Genomic DNA, 15,798 nt, shown 5'->3' on the forward strand with positions numbered 1-15,798 from the left:
TTATGATTACTAACTTTTTATGAATTGCACTACACACGCTGGGCGCGGCCGGAGGCGGCGATCAGCGCCATCATTCGCGAGGGAATGTCATCTAACGCCACCACTTCCACAGCCCCCCCGACAGCAATAGCTTCACGGGGCATACCGAAGACCACACAAGTCTGCTCATTCTGGGCAATGGTGGGCGCACCCGCTTGGCGCATCTCTAGCAGCCCTGCCGCACCGTCCTTACCCATGCCGGTTAAAATAACACCGATGGAGTTCTTGCCCGCATGCTGAGCCGCTGAATGGAACAGCACGTCTACCGAGGGGCGGTGGCGATTAACCGGTGGGCCGCTATCTAACCGCGCTACGTAGTTGGCACCGCTACGCGCTAACTTAAGGTGTTGATCCCCTGGGGCGATATAAGCGTGCCCAGGTAGAATCCGCTCGCCGTCGGCGGCCTCTTTCACCGTAATCCGGCACAGCCGGTCTAAGCGCTCCGCAAACGAACGGGTAAAACCGCCGGGCATATGCTGGGTAATCAAAATCGCCGGGGCGTTGGCGGGCAACGGCTCAAGTACCGCACGAATCGCCTCAGTGCCCCCCGTAGACGCGCCAATAATGATCAGCTTTTCACTCGACACTAACGGGGCTTTCAGGGCTTCCGGTGGCGGAGTGTTTTTATGCCGCGCCTGACGAGGCCGTGAACGCGCAGCGGCGCGCAATTTTTCGGCAATCTCGTCAGCGTACTCCATCATCCCATTACGGATGCCCAGACTCGGCTTGGCGACAAAATCCAGCGCACCAAGCTCTAGTGCACGCAGGGTAATCTCCGAACCGCTTTGGGTGAGCGACGACACCATCAATACCGGCATAGGACGCAGGCGCATCAAACGCTCAAGAAAATCCAAGCCATCCATACGTGGCATTTCCACATCAAGGGTGAGCACATCAGGATTGTGCTGCTTGATCAAATCCCTGGCGGCAATGGGGTCAGGCGCTACCGCAACGACTTCCATATCGGGCTGGGAGTTAATAATTTCCGTTAACAAATCGCGAATTAGCGCCGAATCATCGACACACAACACTTTGATCTTGGCTGCGCTCAAAGCACGCCTCCTCTTGCTGTAGACGCCTGATGTGTTATTGCAACCGCCGGAGCCACAGCGCCTAAAGCGATTATAAAGACACGATAGTTATTCATTTTTTGGCCAGGTTATAAACGGTTTGACCACGCAGCTTGAATGCGTCGCTGATATACGAGAAGTTTTCCGAGTGGCCTGCAAACAGCAAGCCATCGGGCTTCATCAGTGGTGCAAAGCGTTTAAGAATTTTTGATTGAGTATCTTTATCAAAATAAATCATGATGTTTCGGCAGAACACGGCATCAAAAGGGCCTTTAATTGGCCATTGCGGCGCTAGCAGGTTCAGTGGCAAAAACTCCACCAGTGCGGATACTTCTGGGCGAATCCGTGCAAAGCCCGCATGGTTACCCGTTCCTTTCTGAAAAAACCGCTTTACCCGTGCCTCATCGATCTTGCGCACCTGTTCCAGGGGATAAACGCCAGCGCGAGCCCTGGCCAACGCATCCGTATCGATATCGGTGGCGATCACTTTGGCCTGCGACGCTTTAGCGCCCAACGTTTCTAACAATGTCATTGCCAGCGAGTAAGGCTCCTCCCCGGTGGAGGCGGCCGAACACCAAATAGTGACCGGGTCTTGTTTGTTCTTTATATGCTCAGCCAACAGCGGAAAATGGTGCGCCTCACGAAAAAAGGCCGTGAGGTTAGTGGTCAGTGCATTGGTAAACGCCTCCCACTCCTTGGCTTCTGGCTGACGCTCCAAGCGCACCAAGTAGTCAGTAAAGCGCGTCATGCCATGGTGGCGTAGCCGCTTTGCTAGGCGGCTATAGACCATTTCACGTTTATGCTCAGCCAGCACAATGCCGGCGCGCTGATAAATCAGCTCGCGAATCCGTGTAAAATCCGCATCCGTCAGTACTAGATCGCGCTCAATCTGACTGCTCGATGTCCACTGACCTGCGTCTACCACCCGTTCACGTTGTTCGGTCAAAACGCTTCCCACTCCTCTGCTGAGGCTGCCTGCCGTTTAACGGGCGAATTCGGCGACGATGTGCTAGGCAACTGAGCAGTGTGCTTAGTCGCTGTCACTGCTGGCGGACGTAGCGCCCCCTGACTGTTTAATCGAAACGCTTCCACCGATAGCGCTAATAGCCCCGCCTGCTTCTCAAGCGAGACCGCCGCGCGTGCGGTTTCCTGAACCCGCACCGCATTACGCTGGGTACCTTGATCCATCTCTGCTACTGCTTGGTTAACCTGGGCAATACCATGGCTCTGCTCTTCGGAGGCGGCTGAAATTTCGTGCATGATCTGCGTCACACTGCGCGCGGCTTCCGCCACTTCGCTAATCGCAGCTTCGGCTTTGGTGACCATACTGGCACCCGCACTTACCTCACGGTTAGAGCCATCAATCAAACCGCGAATTTCTTGGGCGGCACCAGCGCTACGGCCAGCCAGGTTACGCACTTCTTCGGCCACCACCGCAAAACCACGCCCATGCTCGCCGGCCCGAGCCGCTTCTACCGATGCATTCAGCGCCAGAATATTGGTCTGAAACGCGATCGAATCGATAACATTGATAATATCGGCCATCTGCTGGGAGCTTTGGGTAATCCGCTGCATGTTGTCGACTAACTGTGTCATCAACTCGCCAGTATTCGTTACCTGGATAGCATTGTTATCGGCTAGACGGCGGGCTTCTTGAGCGTTCTCACTGTTTTGCCGCACAGTGGCAGTCATTTCTTCCATGCTGGAGGCGGTTTGTTGCAAAGAGGCCGCCTGCTGTTCAGTACGCGACGACAGCTCTTCGTTGCCGCTGGCAATGTCCTGAGCAGCCGGAGTGACCACATCAATACCGCTTTTTACATCGGCGATGATGCTGCTGAGGCTTTTGCGCATAGTATTCAGCGAGTCCATCAATTGGCCCACTTCATCGCGTCTCTGGGCGGGGACTTTAGCGGCCAAATTACCGCCAGCAATTTGCAGCGTAAAACCTGCAGCACTTTTTAGCGGCCTGGTAATCGCCCGCAGGGTAACCATGCCGATCAAAATAAGTAGCAGTAAACCAATTCCAAGTACTATGGTTTGAGCGCCCAGCATCGTGGTTTGACCTTGCTGAGCATCAACAGCCATGGCCTCAGCTGCCTGCTGTTTCTGGGAAATCAGTTGATTAACCATGCCTGACAGGATGCGGCCCTCGCTGGTCATGACGCTAATCACAGCATCGAGACCAGTAAAGGCTTGGTAGGTCTCTTCTGCCTGAAGCACGCTGGCCGCCTGGCCCATGCCGTTCTGCAGGAAGGTCTGTAGCTGCTGGTCAAACTCGGTGGCAAGCTCAGTCGCATTGACCTCACGGGAATAATACTCCTGCCACACCTCAGCAACCTCTGCAGCGCTCTCCTCAATGCTTTCACCCATCTCGAAGCGTTGATTGATCAGTTCCATACGCTCTGGCTCAATCATCGCTTGGCGCGTTTGGGCAATGGTTTGATCGATTTTCTGCAGGCGAATAACATCACGCAGACCGTCATTATTCAGTTGCCCCAAGCGCTCGCCAGAGACATTCAAACCATACAGACCAAGCCCACCGCTGATTAATAACAGCAGCCCTGCAACGACAATCATGCCTACCAATTTGGCACGAATGGTGTCGAGGCGTACCCGGGCCAAACGCTTAATCACACCTTTCTGGCGTAACCGGCCTTTATCTAAGTAAAGCCGCTTGTTGCGGCCTTCGCGTATTTCAGCGTAGGCCTGCTCAATGGCTGCGCGGCTTGCCTGTACACGCACCGAGGTGTAGCCCACGACTTGTCCATCTTCGATAATCGGCGTGACGCTGGCATTTACCCAGTAGTGGTCGCCATTTTTGCAGCGGTTTTTGACCAGCCCTCGCCACGTTTCCCCCGTTTTGACGGTTTTCCAGAGGTTTTCAAACGCTGCCGGCGGCATATCCGGGTGGCGTATCAGGTTATGCGGCGCACCTATCAGCTCTGCGTGCTCAAAGCCGCTAATATCGATAAACGCAGGGTTGGCATAGGTGATGCGTCCCTTCGTATCGGTACGCGAGACTAGGAAGTCGTCTTCTTTTAGTTCGATTTCACGCTGAGAGACTGGTTGGTTATTACGCATGGTGTGCCTTTTTTTAATGTTTTATTTTTCAAAAAGAGTGCGCCTGCCCTACCAAGCAAATTAAAACGATGACCACTCTTCTGTTTCTGCTACTGGCTGTGGACGCCTTGTTGCGGGTTTTGACACTGCCGCTGGCAATACAGCCGGAGCGCGCGGGGCTGATAATTCAGTGACACGAAAGCGCTCAACCGCCTCGCGTAAGCGTGCGGCTTCGCTTTCAAGTTCATTGGCGCTGCGCGCGGCTTGCTGCACCAGTTGAGCATTTTGTTGCACAACCTGATCCATTTGCGCCACGGCCTGATTCACTTGGCCAATGCCGCTACTCTGCTGCTCAGAAGCGGCGGCGATTTCATCCATGATATCGCTGACGCGCTGAACAGCACCGACTAGATCCTGCATGGTTTGTCCAGCTTGATTGACCCGCTGAGTGCCGGTATCTACCTTGCTGAGCGATGCATCAATCAGCGTGCGAATCTCTTTGGCGGCAGCGGCGCTGCGACTGGCTAAGCTACGTACTTCCTGTGCCACCACGGCGAACCCTCTGCCATGCTCGCCAGCACGCGCCGCTTCCACCGAAGCATTCAGCGCCAGAATATTGGTCTGAAACGCAATATTATCGATAACGGTAATAATATCAGCGACTTGATGAGAACTTGCGCTTATGTCTTGCATGGTGCTGACGATCTCACCCACCTCTTCTCCACTACGGCGGGCTGTCAGGGTCGCGCTCCCGGCCAATTGGCTGGCTTGGCGGGCATTTTCAGCATTATGACCCACCGTTGAGGCTAACTGCTCCATGCTGGAAGCCGTCTCCTCTAACGAGGTGGCCTGCTGCTCGGTGCGCGAAGAAAGGTCGTTATTGCCGCTGGCTATTTGCTGAGAGCGCTCATAAATCGATGTACCGCTGGTGCGCACGGTACCTACCGTTTGCGAGAGTGAGCTCTGCATATGGGCCATGGCGCTATAAAGCCGCCCTATTTCGTTATTACCCGGAGAGGTAATGGCCTGGCTTAGATCCCCCTGGGCCATACGCTCAAAATAGCCCACCAAGCGATCTAGCGGGCGCAACACATTGGCCGTCACCCCCCAGATAACCACGATTACCGTGGCGATAGTCATTACGACTATCCCGAGTAGTGCCCAGCGAATTGTCGCGGCAAAAGCACTGAAAGCGGCCTGTTGTGCCTGCACATCGTCAGAGGCCTGCACGATTGCTGCACCATGGTGCAGGGCATAAAGACCGATACCACTGGCAATTAAAACAAGCACCGAAAGTGTCGCTAGCACTAAGCCCCAACTCAAGCGCACCGTCATATTATTCATTAATTGCCGCATTCGCTGTGTCACGCCCTTTTCTCCACGCACAACCGGCACTCGCTGGCACTTTCCGTAGCGCGAGAATGCATCATTGAGTAGAACTGATTTGGCACGCTCCCTGTGCCATGTTTTTTTAGTCTTACTGGTTGCTGGTGCTTTCCACCAGTGCCATCTCGTCGCTGGTGAGCAACTTATCGATATCCACGAGTACCAGCATGCGATCATCCAAACTACCCAAACCGCTCAGGAAGTCAGACGAGAGCGTGACACCAAATTCTGGCGCCGGTTTAATCTGATCAGGGGTCAGTGTCATCACGTCGGAAACGCCGTCCACTACGATGCCGACCACCCGGTCTGCAACATTGACCACGATCACTACTGTTTGGCCACCGTATTCGACTTTATCAAAGTGAAACTTAATGCGGAGATCCACGATTGGCACAATGACGCCGCGCAGGTTGGTGACCCCTTTGATAAATTCAGGTGCATTGGCAATCCGGGTTACGTTTTCGTAGCCACGAATTTCCTGCACTTTCAAAATATCAATGGCGTACTCTTCATCGCCTAATGAGAACACCAGGAATTCGCGGTTTTCGGCTTCTGCGGCTAGTACCGCACCATTGTTGGCTTGACTCATGACGGCTCAGCCTCCTTAAAAGATGAAAGGTTTTGATTGTTTACTACTTTTTTGCCTGCCTCTTTTTTATATCGGCTCAGGCGGTGTAAACCAGTAATATCCAGAATCAACGCTACACTACCGTCACCTAAGATGGTCGCGGCCGAGATCCCTGGTACTTTGCGGTAATTGTCTTCCAGATTTTTGACCACGACCTGCTGCTGTCCGATCAACTCATCGACCAACATGGCGTAACGACGGCCTTCGCCCTGCACAATGACAGCGATGCTTTTGGTCGGGTCGGTAATCGCATTCTCGACGTTCAGCACTTCGTGAATGGCAATCACGGGCAGATATTCGTCGCGGACTTTGATCACCACGTCGTCACCGGCCATGGCGTACATATCGTCTTTGGCGGGCTGCAGTGATTCAAGTACGGTAGAGAGCGGAAGAATAAACGTCTCGCCGCCGACCTTGATCGACATACCGTCCAGAATGGCCAACGTAAGCGGCAACACGATACGGGTGTTGGTGCCTTCACCTAGCTTCGACTGGATTTCAACCCGACCGCCCATGCTCTGAATGTTGCGCTTCACTACATCCATGCCCACGCCACGCCCAGATACGTCGGTCACTTCATTCGCCGTTGAGAAGCCGGGAGCAAAAATGAGCTGGAAGACCTCTTCGTCCGACATGGTGTCCGACACATTGAGGCCGTTTTCGCGCGCCTTGGCTAGCAGGCGTTCACGATCCATGCCGGCACCATCATCGCGCACTTCAATCAAGATATTGCCACCCTGGTGACGTGCGGAGAGGGTTAATTTGCCGACACGCGGCTTGCCAATGGCTTCGCGCACATCGGGCATTTCCACGCCATGATCGAGGCTATTGCGCACCAGGTGCGTTAACGGATCAGTGATCCGTTCGACCAAACTCTTATCCAGCTCGGTCGACTTGCCTTCGGTAATTAATTCGATCTCTTTACCCAGCTTACCGGCGGTGTCGCGCACCACGCGGGGGAAGCGACTGAATACAAACTCCATGGGAATCATGCGAATAGACATGACCGCTTCTTGGAGATCACGGGCGTTGCGCTGCAGTAGGCTCATGCCATTTTGCAGTGAGGCATTGCCCACCGACTGATCTTCTAAATCGCTAACCGTTTGATCGAGCATCGACTGGGTGATAATCAGCTCACCCACCAAGTTGATAATTTGGTCGACTTTATCTACCGATACGCGGATTGACGAAGACTCGGCGGCAGCTTTTTTGGGCTTCTCTTTGGCAGCAGGCTTTGGCGCGCTTGCCTTAGAGGCCGTGCTTTCTGCCGGCGCTTGCGGCGCTGGGGCTGCAGGCGTCGAGGCTTCTGGCTCGGCTGGGGCTGGCTCAGTAGCGACGCCCTCAACAGCCGTAATCTCAATCTGATCAGGTTCGATAATAAAGCACATGACCGCTTCAATATCGTCAGCACTGTCGCTGCTTTTGAGCACTACCTCGTAACGCTTTGCGTCGCCTGACTGGGACTGCACTTCACCGAGCTGCTCTAACTCTTCAACCAGCAAAATGCGGTCTTTATCTTCAACGTTGAGCAGTGCCACTAGCAGATGGCCGTTCGAGGACGCCTCTGCATTATTACTGTTTGCTTCCGCGTCGTTTTCACTTGGCACAGGCGTCGGCGCAGCCTTGGGCTCAGCAGCAGGAATAGTCGGCCCATCGAGCTGTTGGCCAATTTCGTCCAAGGCAATTTGCTGCAGCGTTTGGCAAATACGTTCAAATGCCTCTTGATTAGGCTCCTCTTCGCTGCGGTAGGCATCGAGTTGCTCATGCATGATGTCTTTAGCCTCTAAAAAGGTATCCACGAGGTCGGCTCGCAGCGTCAGTTCGCCTTTACGTGCGTAATCGAGGAGGTTTTCCAAAATGTGCGTGGTTTTCTGTAGCACGGTAAAACCAAAGGTTCCCGCCCCCCCCTTGATCGAGTGGGCGGCACGGAAAATAGCATTGAGCTGCTCACTGTCTGGATCATCAACATCCAGTTCCAGTAAATGCTGTTCCATATCCGACAGCAGCTCTTCAGCCTCTTCAAAAAAGGTGTCAAAAAAATCCGCTATATCCATACACCGCTCCACCTTAACGTCGTCTTTTATGACAGGCTCAGATCACTCTTGCGCTTGAACCTGAGGCTCGTCTTGTTGTGTTGATTCAATTTGCGCTTCGGCTGAAGCTTCTAGTGCTTCGATTGAAGCTTCTGGCGATGCATCTCCCGACTCCATTACAGTAGGATTGCGAATCGCATCAGCAATTTCCGGAAACAACACCACCAGCTCTATGCGTCGATTGATAGGATCGGTTGGCTCAGTCTCGGGCAATAACACACGATCTGCAAAGCCCGACACGCGAAGTAACTGACCTGGATCAAAGCCACCCGCAATAAGCTCGCGGCGCGACGCATTAGCGCGATCATTGGAAAGCTCCCAGTTACTGTAACCACGATAGCCTCCCGCATAGGGAACGCTATCGGTATGCCCGCTGATACTTAGCTCATTGGGAAGCTCATTTAGCAGCGGTGCGATGGTACGTAACAAGCTGCGCATATAAGGCGCCACTTGGTCGCTACCCAGCTCAAACATGGGGCGCTGGTCGGTATCGAGTAGCTGTATGCGCAGCCCTTCGCGGGTCAAGTCAAACCGCATTTGATTGCGCAACTGGCGCAGCTCGGGATCTCGCTCAATGGCCCGTTCAATACGCTCTTGTAAATCCCGGAAAAAGTTTCGTTCCTGCATGCTTGGACGAGTGCGCTGAAGGCTATCAATGCGCGCCCGCTCCCCATCGCTATGCGTGGGATCGGGCCCGCCGCCGGGAATCGCGCTGGTGCTGCCCGAACGATCGCCACCGGTTATCGCCGTCACCAGGGGGGTGCTAAAGTACTCTGCCACCCCCTTGCGCGTCTCTTCACTGGAAACGCTCAAAAGCCATAGCACCAAAAAAAAGGCCATCAGAGCAGTCATAAAATCCGCTAGGGCAATTTTCCAGGCACCACCGTGATGGGCATGGACGACTTTTTTGCGTCGAATGACAATCGGACGCTTGTCACCACCCTTACTCATGCGTTACCGGCCTTTTTTGCATCCCTTACATACTCTTCAAGCTCCGTAAAACTAGGACGCTCGGCGGCAAACAGTGCCTTGCGGCCAAATTCAACAGCCAACTGCGGCGCATAACCGTGCAAGCTAGCGAGCAGCGTAATGCGAATACACTGGAGCATTTTTTCGGCTTCTTTCGCCTGCCGTTCGATGTAACTTGCCAGCGGACTAACAAAACCATAGCCCAGCAAAATACCCAAGAAGGTGCCCACTAGCGCTTGGCCGATCATCACACCCATCTGAGTCGGCGTAGCATCGGCGTAGGTGAGTGTTTTAACGACCCCCATTACTGCCGCCACGATGCCGAAGGCAGGCATGGCATCGCCGACTTTGGCAATGGCATCGACAGGAATATGAGCTTCCTGCTCAAAGACCTCAATCTCGTGCAGCATCAGCTCATCAATTTCCATGGGTTCCATGCCGCCGCTTACCATTAAGCGCAGATAGTCCGTTAGAAAATTCATGATATGAGGATCAGCCAATACCGTAGGATGCTCTTGAAACAGCGGGCTCTCCTCGGGATTATCAATATCCCGTTCAATGCCTAACATGCCTTCACGGCGAATTTTGGAGAGTAATTTATACTGCAGCGCCATCAGCTCCATATAAAGTTCTTTGTTATATTTTTTGGCGCGCTTGAGCCGGGGCAAAATTTTAAAGGTCGCTTTAATCGCTTTGCCATTGTTCGCTGCGATAAATGCACCAACCCCGGCTCCGCCAATAATCAGCAGCTCAAGTGGTTGATACAAGGGGCCTAAGCTGCCACCTGCCAGCACATAGCCACCAAACACAGATAGCAATACGATTACATAACCTAGAGGTATCAGCACAAGCAGGATCCTTGCGGTATTCAGTATTAAATTAGGGAACCAAAACTTAGCCACCTGATCTGATGTTTAAGCAATGTTCCATTCCAAGCATGTCTTAGCCCTATTATACTAGGGTCAGACGTCTGTTTAATGAAAAAGCACCACTGGCTTTTAGGCCTATCTAAGCCAATACACTTATTTCTTGTTAGTACTCATTACTGTCTTATACCCTACTTCACACCATCAGTGATGTAATCGCAGAGATTGTTACATTTTTTCACTATTCTCCCGCTGTGCTTTGCGCGTTTTACCCGCTCTTGAGGGGGGCTGACAAATACCGCACACATAGTGTTGAGCGGGACTATGAGCGTGCGCCACAAACTGCCCAGTGCAACGCGTACACTGATTAAGCTGGAGCAAATCACTCTCGAAAAAGCGTATCAGCGTCCACGCACGGGTTAACCCGAGAACCGGCTCCACTTTTTCCAGCGACATTTGCTCGTCATAGAGCCGATATGCTTTGACAAAGGCATCGATGCGATCACAGCCTGCCGCCTCCTTCAGGCTTAAATAAATGTTGTAAAACAGCGACGAATGCACATTGGGAAGCCAAGTAATAAACCAGTCGGTGGAAAAAGGCAGCATGCCCTTAGGCGGTGACATGCCACGCACTTCCTTATACAGCTTGATCAAACGCGTGCGGCTTAATTCCGTTTCTGTTTCCAGCACCTGAAGGCGCGCACCCAGCTCAATCAATTCGATTGCCAGCTGCACTTGGTGCATTTCATCGACCAAGCTTTTCTGGCTCACTTCTCGCCTCCCGATGGCATTGGCTCAAATGCATCGCTTGCCAACAGCAGTGATGCATGAAGCCCTGCCAACCCCTGATCGCGGGGATTATCTGTAAGCTGTCGAAGCCGCTCGGCACTCGTTTGGCTAAACCGGCACAATAATTGGCTGGTTCGTGCCAACTTGGTAAGCTGGCGAGCATTAAGCGAGACAATCAGCTCGGCAACATCGCTGTCTATTTTTAAGCGAAACATAGCAGCCTCACGATCTTCATCAAGCAAGCGCTGCGCCAGAAGCAAATAAGCTAAATTAATTTCCTGAATTTCATCGAGAAAGTTGGTTTGACTCATAATGTCCCATTAAACGACTCAGGCGCGGTGTTGTGACCATTATACTGGCGCCATTAATGACTTTTTATTACCTACCCTCATGGTTGCATACAATGTCTGTAAATGGCTACTCAGGCGTTTCACGATGAGTTAGCCCTTCCTCTGATAGTTCGAACACCCACACCAGCAGTTCTGCGACAATTTGATAGAGACTCGCCGGAATTTCCGCATCCAGATCTAGCTGCATTAAAAGCGCTACCAACTCGGGCGCATCGTGCACATAAATACCCTGGCGATGAGCTTCAGCCATAATACGTTCGGCCAGATCACCATAGCCTTTCGCCACTACCCGTGGAGCACGGTCATTATCCTGGTAAGCCAGGGCAACAGCTTGACGGCGTCGCTCACCCGGCGTAGCCATGGGGTGCCTCCGCTTCGATATGGCGCGCGCGAAGCTGCACTTTTTGTAAGTCCAAGGCGCTAAGGCGCTTCTCTAACGCGGGCAGTCCAGCGTCAATACGCTGATAAACGTGCGTACTTTCGGTGGTAAAATCGATGCTTAACACGTTTCGATAGAGCCATAGCGACGCGCTGAATGCCCCTAAACTGGGAACATCGAGCTGCATATCAGAACGCCATCCACCGTCTGGCTCTCCCCCCTGCTGTTTTCCTTCCTGGCCCTCTTCACGAGTAGGCAAATTGATTACTAAAGCCATAAAAATGCCTGCCCAGACATCACCTTCCCAGCGAATAGACGGCATCACCAACATTTCAAGCTGGTGGCGCACCAGGCTCTGCAGGCTTTCGTGAACGACCTCGCGAGCCGGTCGATTGGCCATCAGATCGCTCATCTCCCTAGCCTGGCTATACTCCGCCCTTGCCTGATGGCTGTCGCGCGCCTCGCCAGGCATAGGGGCCGGCTGGGCAGGATTAGTCGACACCTGCGAAGCAGCCCCTTGAGCGGGGGTAGTGGAGGCAGCAGCCGTCGAGCCAGTTGCTAAAAAATGGGACGCGCTCGCCAACCGAACCGCTAAGCCTTGCTCATGAGTAACAGGCACTAGCGGCACGTTGGGTAAAATAGCCATGCCTCCCTGCCCTACCAGGGGAGCTGCCAAAGGCGCTCCCGCCCCCACCTGCGTAAGCGCCTGTGCTGTCAGGGGCGCTCCAGCTGACTGCGTAGGCATTTGTGGAGTCAGTGGCACCCCAACTGAGACAGCTGTAGACAAGGCAGACGCCGTCGAAGGCGCTGCAGCTGGGAGCGACACATTCGGGCCTGTCGATAAAAGAGGAGTAAGCGGGCGAGGGCCGGATTGCATTTGCGGTTGGTTCATTAGCTGCTGGCGGGTTCCCTCACCTTGAAACCAGCGCTTTAGATGCGACTCATAAAACAAACCACTATCGCGAATACTTGCCTCTAAGCGTGTTGCTACTGTACTCGCTGCTGGCGCTTCCTGACTGGTGATAAGAGGTGCTTCGGGCCGCATTACCGAGGGAGGGGCTGGAAAGCGCAGCAGCACGTCGGCGATTGTTCGTGCTGCAGGACTAAAATGGGTCTGCGTTGAACCTGAAGGCGAAGGCTGCGCCTCACCTCGGGGCAACGTTCGCCCCCCATCAAGAGGGTGCGGTAAACGCTTTAGGTCGCCTAGCGGCGATGTCGACGCACGGCCATCCAGATTGGCATCACCCATTACAGCACGCGGCCCCTCGCCGGGTGAAACGGGCTTCACAGGCTGACTCAATGCTCGCTGCAGCGACAACTCGCCTTGCCGCCCAAGCACTTGGTGCAAGAGCGTATCAATCAGAGGGGTAATACCACTCACGATGACCTCGTGGAATCAGCATCATCGGCGTCATAAGCTACCGGAGCCCCTTGCTGTGGTGCGTAGGCCCTATGTAAATTCCGCTGACGCTGGGATACCCCTATGAGCTTACCCAGCTCATCACGGCGCGCCACCAAACGACGCCGTATTTCCACATCGTGCTCAAGGATGCGCTCCAGCAGTTCTGCCTTACGCTGCTGAGCAGCGGCATCAAGCACAACGGTGGTATCCAGCTCACGCAACTGATCCACCAACATTACATAGTTGGTACGCTGATCAATTAGCTCTGCCCACTGTTCGCCATTAGCCAGTTCGTGCATGTGCTCAACGCGGCTCAATAGCGTTTCATAGCTAGTGAGCAGCGTCTGTTGAGCATTTTTATCACGAGCGGATATAGGAGCTGACATTATTGCCTCACGCGCTCTGCTGTTGACCAATATCACGCCAGGCTGAGGCGATATCTTCGAGCAGGCGTTCGGCCTGATTTAAGCTCTCTTCATCGTTACGCAGATTCGCCGCCAACAGTAGGCGCGAAATATAGTCATAAAGCGATGCTAAGCGTTCGGCAATCTCGCCGCCCTGCTCTTGATCAAGAGCGGCTACGAGACCGTTATTTACAATATCCAGCGCTTTCGATATCGACTTGCCTTTCTCGGCCGTATTACCCGACTGAATATGGATGCGTGCAGCACGAATAGCGGCCTGGGCGCCGTCAAACAACATCACAATAAGCTGATGAGGATCTGCCGACATCACTCCGCTTTCTACGCCAACACGCGCATAAGCGTTAGCTCCCCGCCCATAGGCGGCGCCACCGCGAGAGTAAGTCATAAGCGGAACTCCTGTGCGTGGTTTTATGCTCACCCTGGATAAGGAGAGACCACGATTATTAAAAGATAAAAATAAACAACAAACGGCACTACTAGTATCTATCGGCGTGAGCCTGGGGGACTTTAACGGCTTACAACGCTTTTTTCAGCGCAGCTCATGACTCGACCAACTGCCATCACGCATTAACTTCCTGCTTACTCAAGTAGACACGGCGATCTCACCGACAGTTCGCCCAAGTCGCTCAGCGATATTACTCCCCACGATCACTCCCACATTGTCACGCATTGGCGGCTCGACCTGTGGCGCAAGCAACACCTCTGTGGGGTTGCCTTTAGCATCAAGACGTAAGATCCACCCCTTCTGCTGGCTAGAGAACTGCGCCAGCGAACCTATTGGCAATCCCTTGAAATGATCGATATAGCGTTTAATCCAACGCATATCAAAATGGTGTGGGTGCTGCAATAAATGCCGATAAATTTGCTGTGCTGTTTTAGCTGGACGATCTGCACGGTCACGTCGCATAGCTTCTACTACGTCGACAACAGCACTCGCCTTAGCCAGTTCACTGAGGTCAGCCCCACTCAACCCGCATGGATACCCACTACCATCCATACGCTCGTTAACCCCCCCAATCACCGCCTGGACAATACCCGCAGACAGCCATTGGCAGTTATGTAAGCGGTCTAGCAACAGCTGGACATGCTCACTGATCGCCTCTCGATGCTTAGCTTCAAAGTGCGGCGCCTTGAACAGCACCTGAGGCACAAGCGCCTTGCCAAGATCGTGAATAAGACCGCTGGCCACTATCGCCTTGCGCAACTCACGGGGCATGCTGGCACCCACAAAATCGAGCAAATGCACAGCCACAGCAATACCGTGGCGCACTATTAAAGGCTCGGGAGATAAGCAACGTGAAGCAAATAGCAGCGCCTCACGATCCTCTTCATGAAGACCCAATATGCGATCAGCATAGCGGGAGAGCTGACGCCCATCGATATCGCTACCTTGTTGTAACGACAACAACTGTGTATCCAGATAGGCAGCGACTTTGACAAGCCGACGCGCCATAGGGGTCGCGTAGCGCTTGACATCACGCCGCCCAAGCAACTCTCCTGCACCGGATCGTTTGCTTGGCAGCGCGAACAGCGGAGAGGGCTGACGCTCGTTTTGTTCTTCTTTTTTATAGCGTGCCGCTTCGCGCTCTATTTCACACACGAAATACCAAATTTGCCGCTCTTGCTCCGCACTACACTCAACGAAGTTAAAACCGACGCGCAGTAGATGGCGCTCAGCGTCGGTTTTTTGATGACGAGCCTCTCCAAGCACTTCAAAGTAGGTGCCGTCGGGGAAGGTAAACGCCAACTTTAGCGGGCTAGCGGCTCCCGCTAGCAGCCCGCTAGCGGCCAATGGCAATTCAAGCTGGCAGCCGTCCTGGGATAAATCCCGCAGCTCACCCTCTATCTCGGCATCACCACCATACAAACCTGCCGACACCACCATCCCCATGCGCAGCTCAGCACGGAAGGACTCACGACGCTGCAGCACTTCCAACGATGCAGGATAATCACTGCAACACAAAAAGCGCCCCCCGGCCTGACGCGTCTCCGTCAGTTGCAGGAGCGGCGTTTGCAGCACTTTCCCCTGCGCCTGCCCGCGCAAGTAAAACGCAGCACCACCCTGTAAATGGTGAAGTAAATAGTCAACAGAGGAAAGATCCATCACCAATGCTTGGCCCTGGTGCTGCTCCATCAAGACAATGGGCTCTGGACGAGCTCCCGTCGCAGCAAGACAGAGCGAGACGCCACCGGTTTCGATCAAGGTATTCAGCAGAGACTCGATCACTGTTGTACTTACTATTGTTTCAAACTCATCCTGCTGCGCCACCATTCTCGCCTCGCTTACTCTTATGCGTTAATTAGTTCACCGCAAACTCGAGAAGCATATCAGATGCCCACAG

At 53.6% G+C, this 15,798-nt stretch carries 15 protein-coding genes; all 15 read right to left on the reverse strand.

The genetic code is table 11. The features are described 5' to 3' along the window. Positions 1 to 29: 29 nt before the first annotated feature. The 15 genes from K7H09_RS17935 to K7H09_RS18005 all read right to left on the reverse strand — a co-directional run bounded on the left by K7H09_RS17935 (position 30) and on the right by K7H09_RS18005 (position 15,728). Complete coding sequence (locus K7H09_RS17935; RefSeq protein WP_009288439.1) at positions 30 to 1,091, reverse strand: protein-glutamate methylesterase/protein-glutamine glutaminase; 1,062 nt, start codon at positions 1,089 to 1,091, stop codon at positions 30 to 32. 91 nt (positions 1,092 to 1,182) lie between these two features. After that, positions 1,183 to 2,055, reverse strand: a complete 873-nt coding sequence (locus tag K7H09_RS17940; protein ID WP_022520925.1) for a CheR family methyltransferase — start codon at positions 2,053 to 2,055, stop codon at positions 1,183 to 1,185. Beyond that, entirely contained in the window at positions 2,052 to 4,190 is a 2,139-nt protein-coding gene (locus K7H09_RS17945; protein ID WP_230805440.1) for a methyl-accepting chemotaxis protein, read from the reverse strand. Before K7H09_RS17945 ends, K7H09_RS17940 begins: the two co-directional genes overlap by 4 nt. A 60-nt stretch (positions 4,191 to 4,250) precedes the next feature. After that, entirely contained in the window at positions 4,251 to 5,513 is a 1,263-nt protein-coding gene (locus tag K7H09_RS17950; protein WP_035538269.1) for a methyl-accepting chemotaxis protein, read from the reverse strand. Positions 5,514 to 5,646: 133 nt separating this feature from the next. Then, a complete protein-coding gene (cheW, locus tag K7H09_RS17955; RefSeq protein ID WP_009288435.1) occupies positions 5,647 to 6,144 on the reverse strand; it encodes a chemotaxis protein CheW in 498 nt (165 codons plus the stop codon). Then, positions 6,141 to 8,237: a chemotaxis protein CheA gene (cheA, locus tag K7H09_RS17960; protein ID WP_022520928.1), complete on the reverse strand. Its 2,097-nt coding sequence runs from the start codon at positions 8,235 to 8,237 to the stop codon at positions 6,141 to 6,143. The genes cheW and cheA overlap by 4 nt, the downstream gene beginning before the upstream one ends. Before the next feature lie 42 nt (positions 8,238 to 8,279). Continuing rightward, positions 8,280 to 9,227, reverse strand: coding sequence for a flagellar motor protein MotB (gene motB / locus K7H09_RS17965; protein ID WP_022520929.1), 948 nt, complete (start codon positions 9,225 to 9,227; stop codon positions 8,280 to 8,282). Then, complete coding sequence (gene motA, locus K7H09_RS17970; RefSeq protein ID WP_027958761.1) at positions 9,224 to 10,093, reverse strand: flagellar motor stator protein MotA; 870 nt, start codon at positions 10,091 to 10,093, stop codon at positions 9,224 to 9,226. Before motA ends, motB begins: the two co-directional genes overlap by 4 nt. A 246-nt stretch (positions 10,094 to 10,339) precedes the next feature. Then, positions 10,340 to 10,882 (reverse strand): flagellar transcriptional regulator FlhC, encoded by a 543-nt coding sequence (flhC, locus tag K7H09_RS17975; RefSeq protein ID WP_009288432.1) that lies wholly within the window; start codon positions 10,880 to 10,882, stop codon positions 10,340 to 10,342. Next, positions 10,879 to 11,211, reverse strand: coding sequence for a flagellar transcriptional regulator FlhD (gene flhD, locus K7H09_RS17980; RefSeq protein ID WP_022520931.1), 333 nt, complete (start codon positions 11,209 to 11,211; stop codon positions 10,879 to 10,881). Before flhD ends, flhC begins: the two co-directional genes overlap by 4 nt. Positions 11,212 to 11,317: 106 nt before the next feature. Next, positions 11,318 to 11,611, reverse strand: a complete 294-nt coding sequence (locus K7H09_RS17985; protein WP_027958760.1) for an EscU/YscU/HrcU family type III secretion system export apparatus switch protein — start codon at positions 11,609 to 11,611, stop codon at positions 11,318 to 11,320. After that, entirely contained in the window at positions 11,595 to 13,010 is a 1,416-nt protein-coding gene (fliK, locus tag K7H09_RS17990) for a flagellar hook-length control protein FliK (RefSeq protein ID WP_027958759.1), read from the reverse strand. Before fliK ends, K7H09_RS17985 begins: the two co-directional genes overlap by 17 nt. Then, complete coding sequence (gene fliT, locus K7H09_RS17995; protein ID WP_022520934.1) at positions 13,007 to 13,417, reverse strand: flagellar protein FliT; 411 nt, start codon at positions 13,415 to 13,417, stop codon at positions 13,007 to 13,009. The genes fliK and fliT overlap by 4 nt, the downstream gene beginning before the upstream one ends. Positions 13,418 to 13,424: 7 nt before the next feature. Continuing rightward, positions 13,425 to 13,841, reverse strand: coding sequence for a flagellar export chaperone FliS (gene fliS, locus K7H09_RS18000; protein WP_027958757.1), 417 nt, complete (start codon positions 13,839 to 13,841; stop codon positions 13,425 to 13,427). 198 nt (positions 13,842 to 14,039) lie between these two features. Next, positions 14,040 to 15,728 (reverse strand): HD domain-containing phosphohydrolase, encoded by a 1,689-nt coding sequence (locus K7H09_RS18005; RefSeq protein ID WP_041159380.1) that lies wholly within the window; start codon positions 15,726 to 15,728, stop codon positions 14,040 to 14,042. Positions 15,729 to 15,798 lie beyond the last annotated feature (70 nt).

It is taken from the genome of Halomonas sp. IOP_14 (assembly GCF_021021315.1).
Classification (GTDB): domain Bacteria; phylum Pseudomonadota; class Gammaproteobacteria; order Pseudomonadales; family Halomonadaceae; genus Vreelandella; species Vreelandella titanicae.

What these genes read in the sequence shown, in the direction of transcription:
- cheW (WP_009288435.1), bottom strand. Translation starts at nt 6,144, where the DNA reads ATGAGTCAAGCCAACAATGGTGCGGTACTAGCCGCAGAAGCCGAAAAC.
- motB (WP_022520929.1), bottom strand. Translation starts at nt 9,227, where the DNA reads ATGAGTAAGGGTGGTGACAAGCGTCCGATTGTCATTCGACGCAAAAAA.
- K7H09_RS17985 (WP_027958760.1), bottom strand. Translation starts at nt 11,611, where the DNA reads ATGGCTACGCCGGGTGAGCGACGCCGTCAAGCTGTTGCCCTGGCTTAC.
- fliT (WP_022520934.1), bottom strand. Translation starts at nt 13,417, where the DNA reads ATGTCAGCTCCTATATCCGCTCGTGATAAAAATGCTCAACAGACGCTG.
- fliS (WP_027958757.1), bottom strand. Translation starts at nt 13,841, where the DNA reads ATGACTTACTCTCGCGGTGGCGCCGCCTATGGGCGGGGAGCTAACGCT.
- K7H09_RS17950 (WP_035538269.1), bottom strand. Translation starts at nt 5,513, where the DNA reads ATGAATAATATGACGGTGCGCTTGAGTTGGGGCTTAGTGCTAGCGACA.
- flhD (WP_022520931.1), bottom strand. Translation starts at nt 11,211, where the DNA reads ATGAGTCAAACCAACTTTCTCGATGAAATTCAGGAAATTAATTTAGCT.
- K7H09_RS18005 (WP_041159380.1), bottom strand. Translation starts at nt 15,728, where the DNA reads ATGGTGGCGCAGCAGGATGAGTTTGAAACAATAGTAAGTACAACAGTG.
- K7H09_RS17945 (WP_230805440.1), bottom strand. Translation starts at nt 4,190, where the DNA reads ATGCGTAATAACCAACCAGTCTCTCAGCGTGAAATCGAACTAAAAGAA.
- cheA (WP_022520928.1), bottom strand. Translation starts at nt 8,237, where the DNA reads ATGGATATAGCGGATTTTTTTGACACCTTTTTTGAAGAGGCTGAAGAG.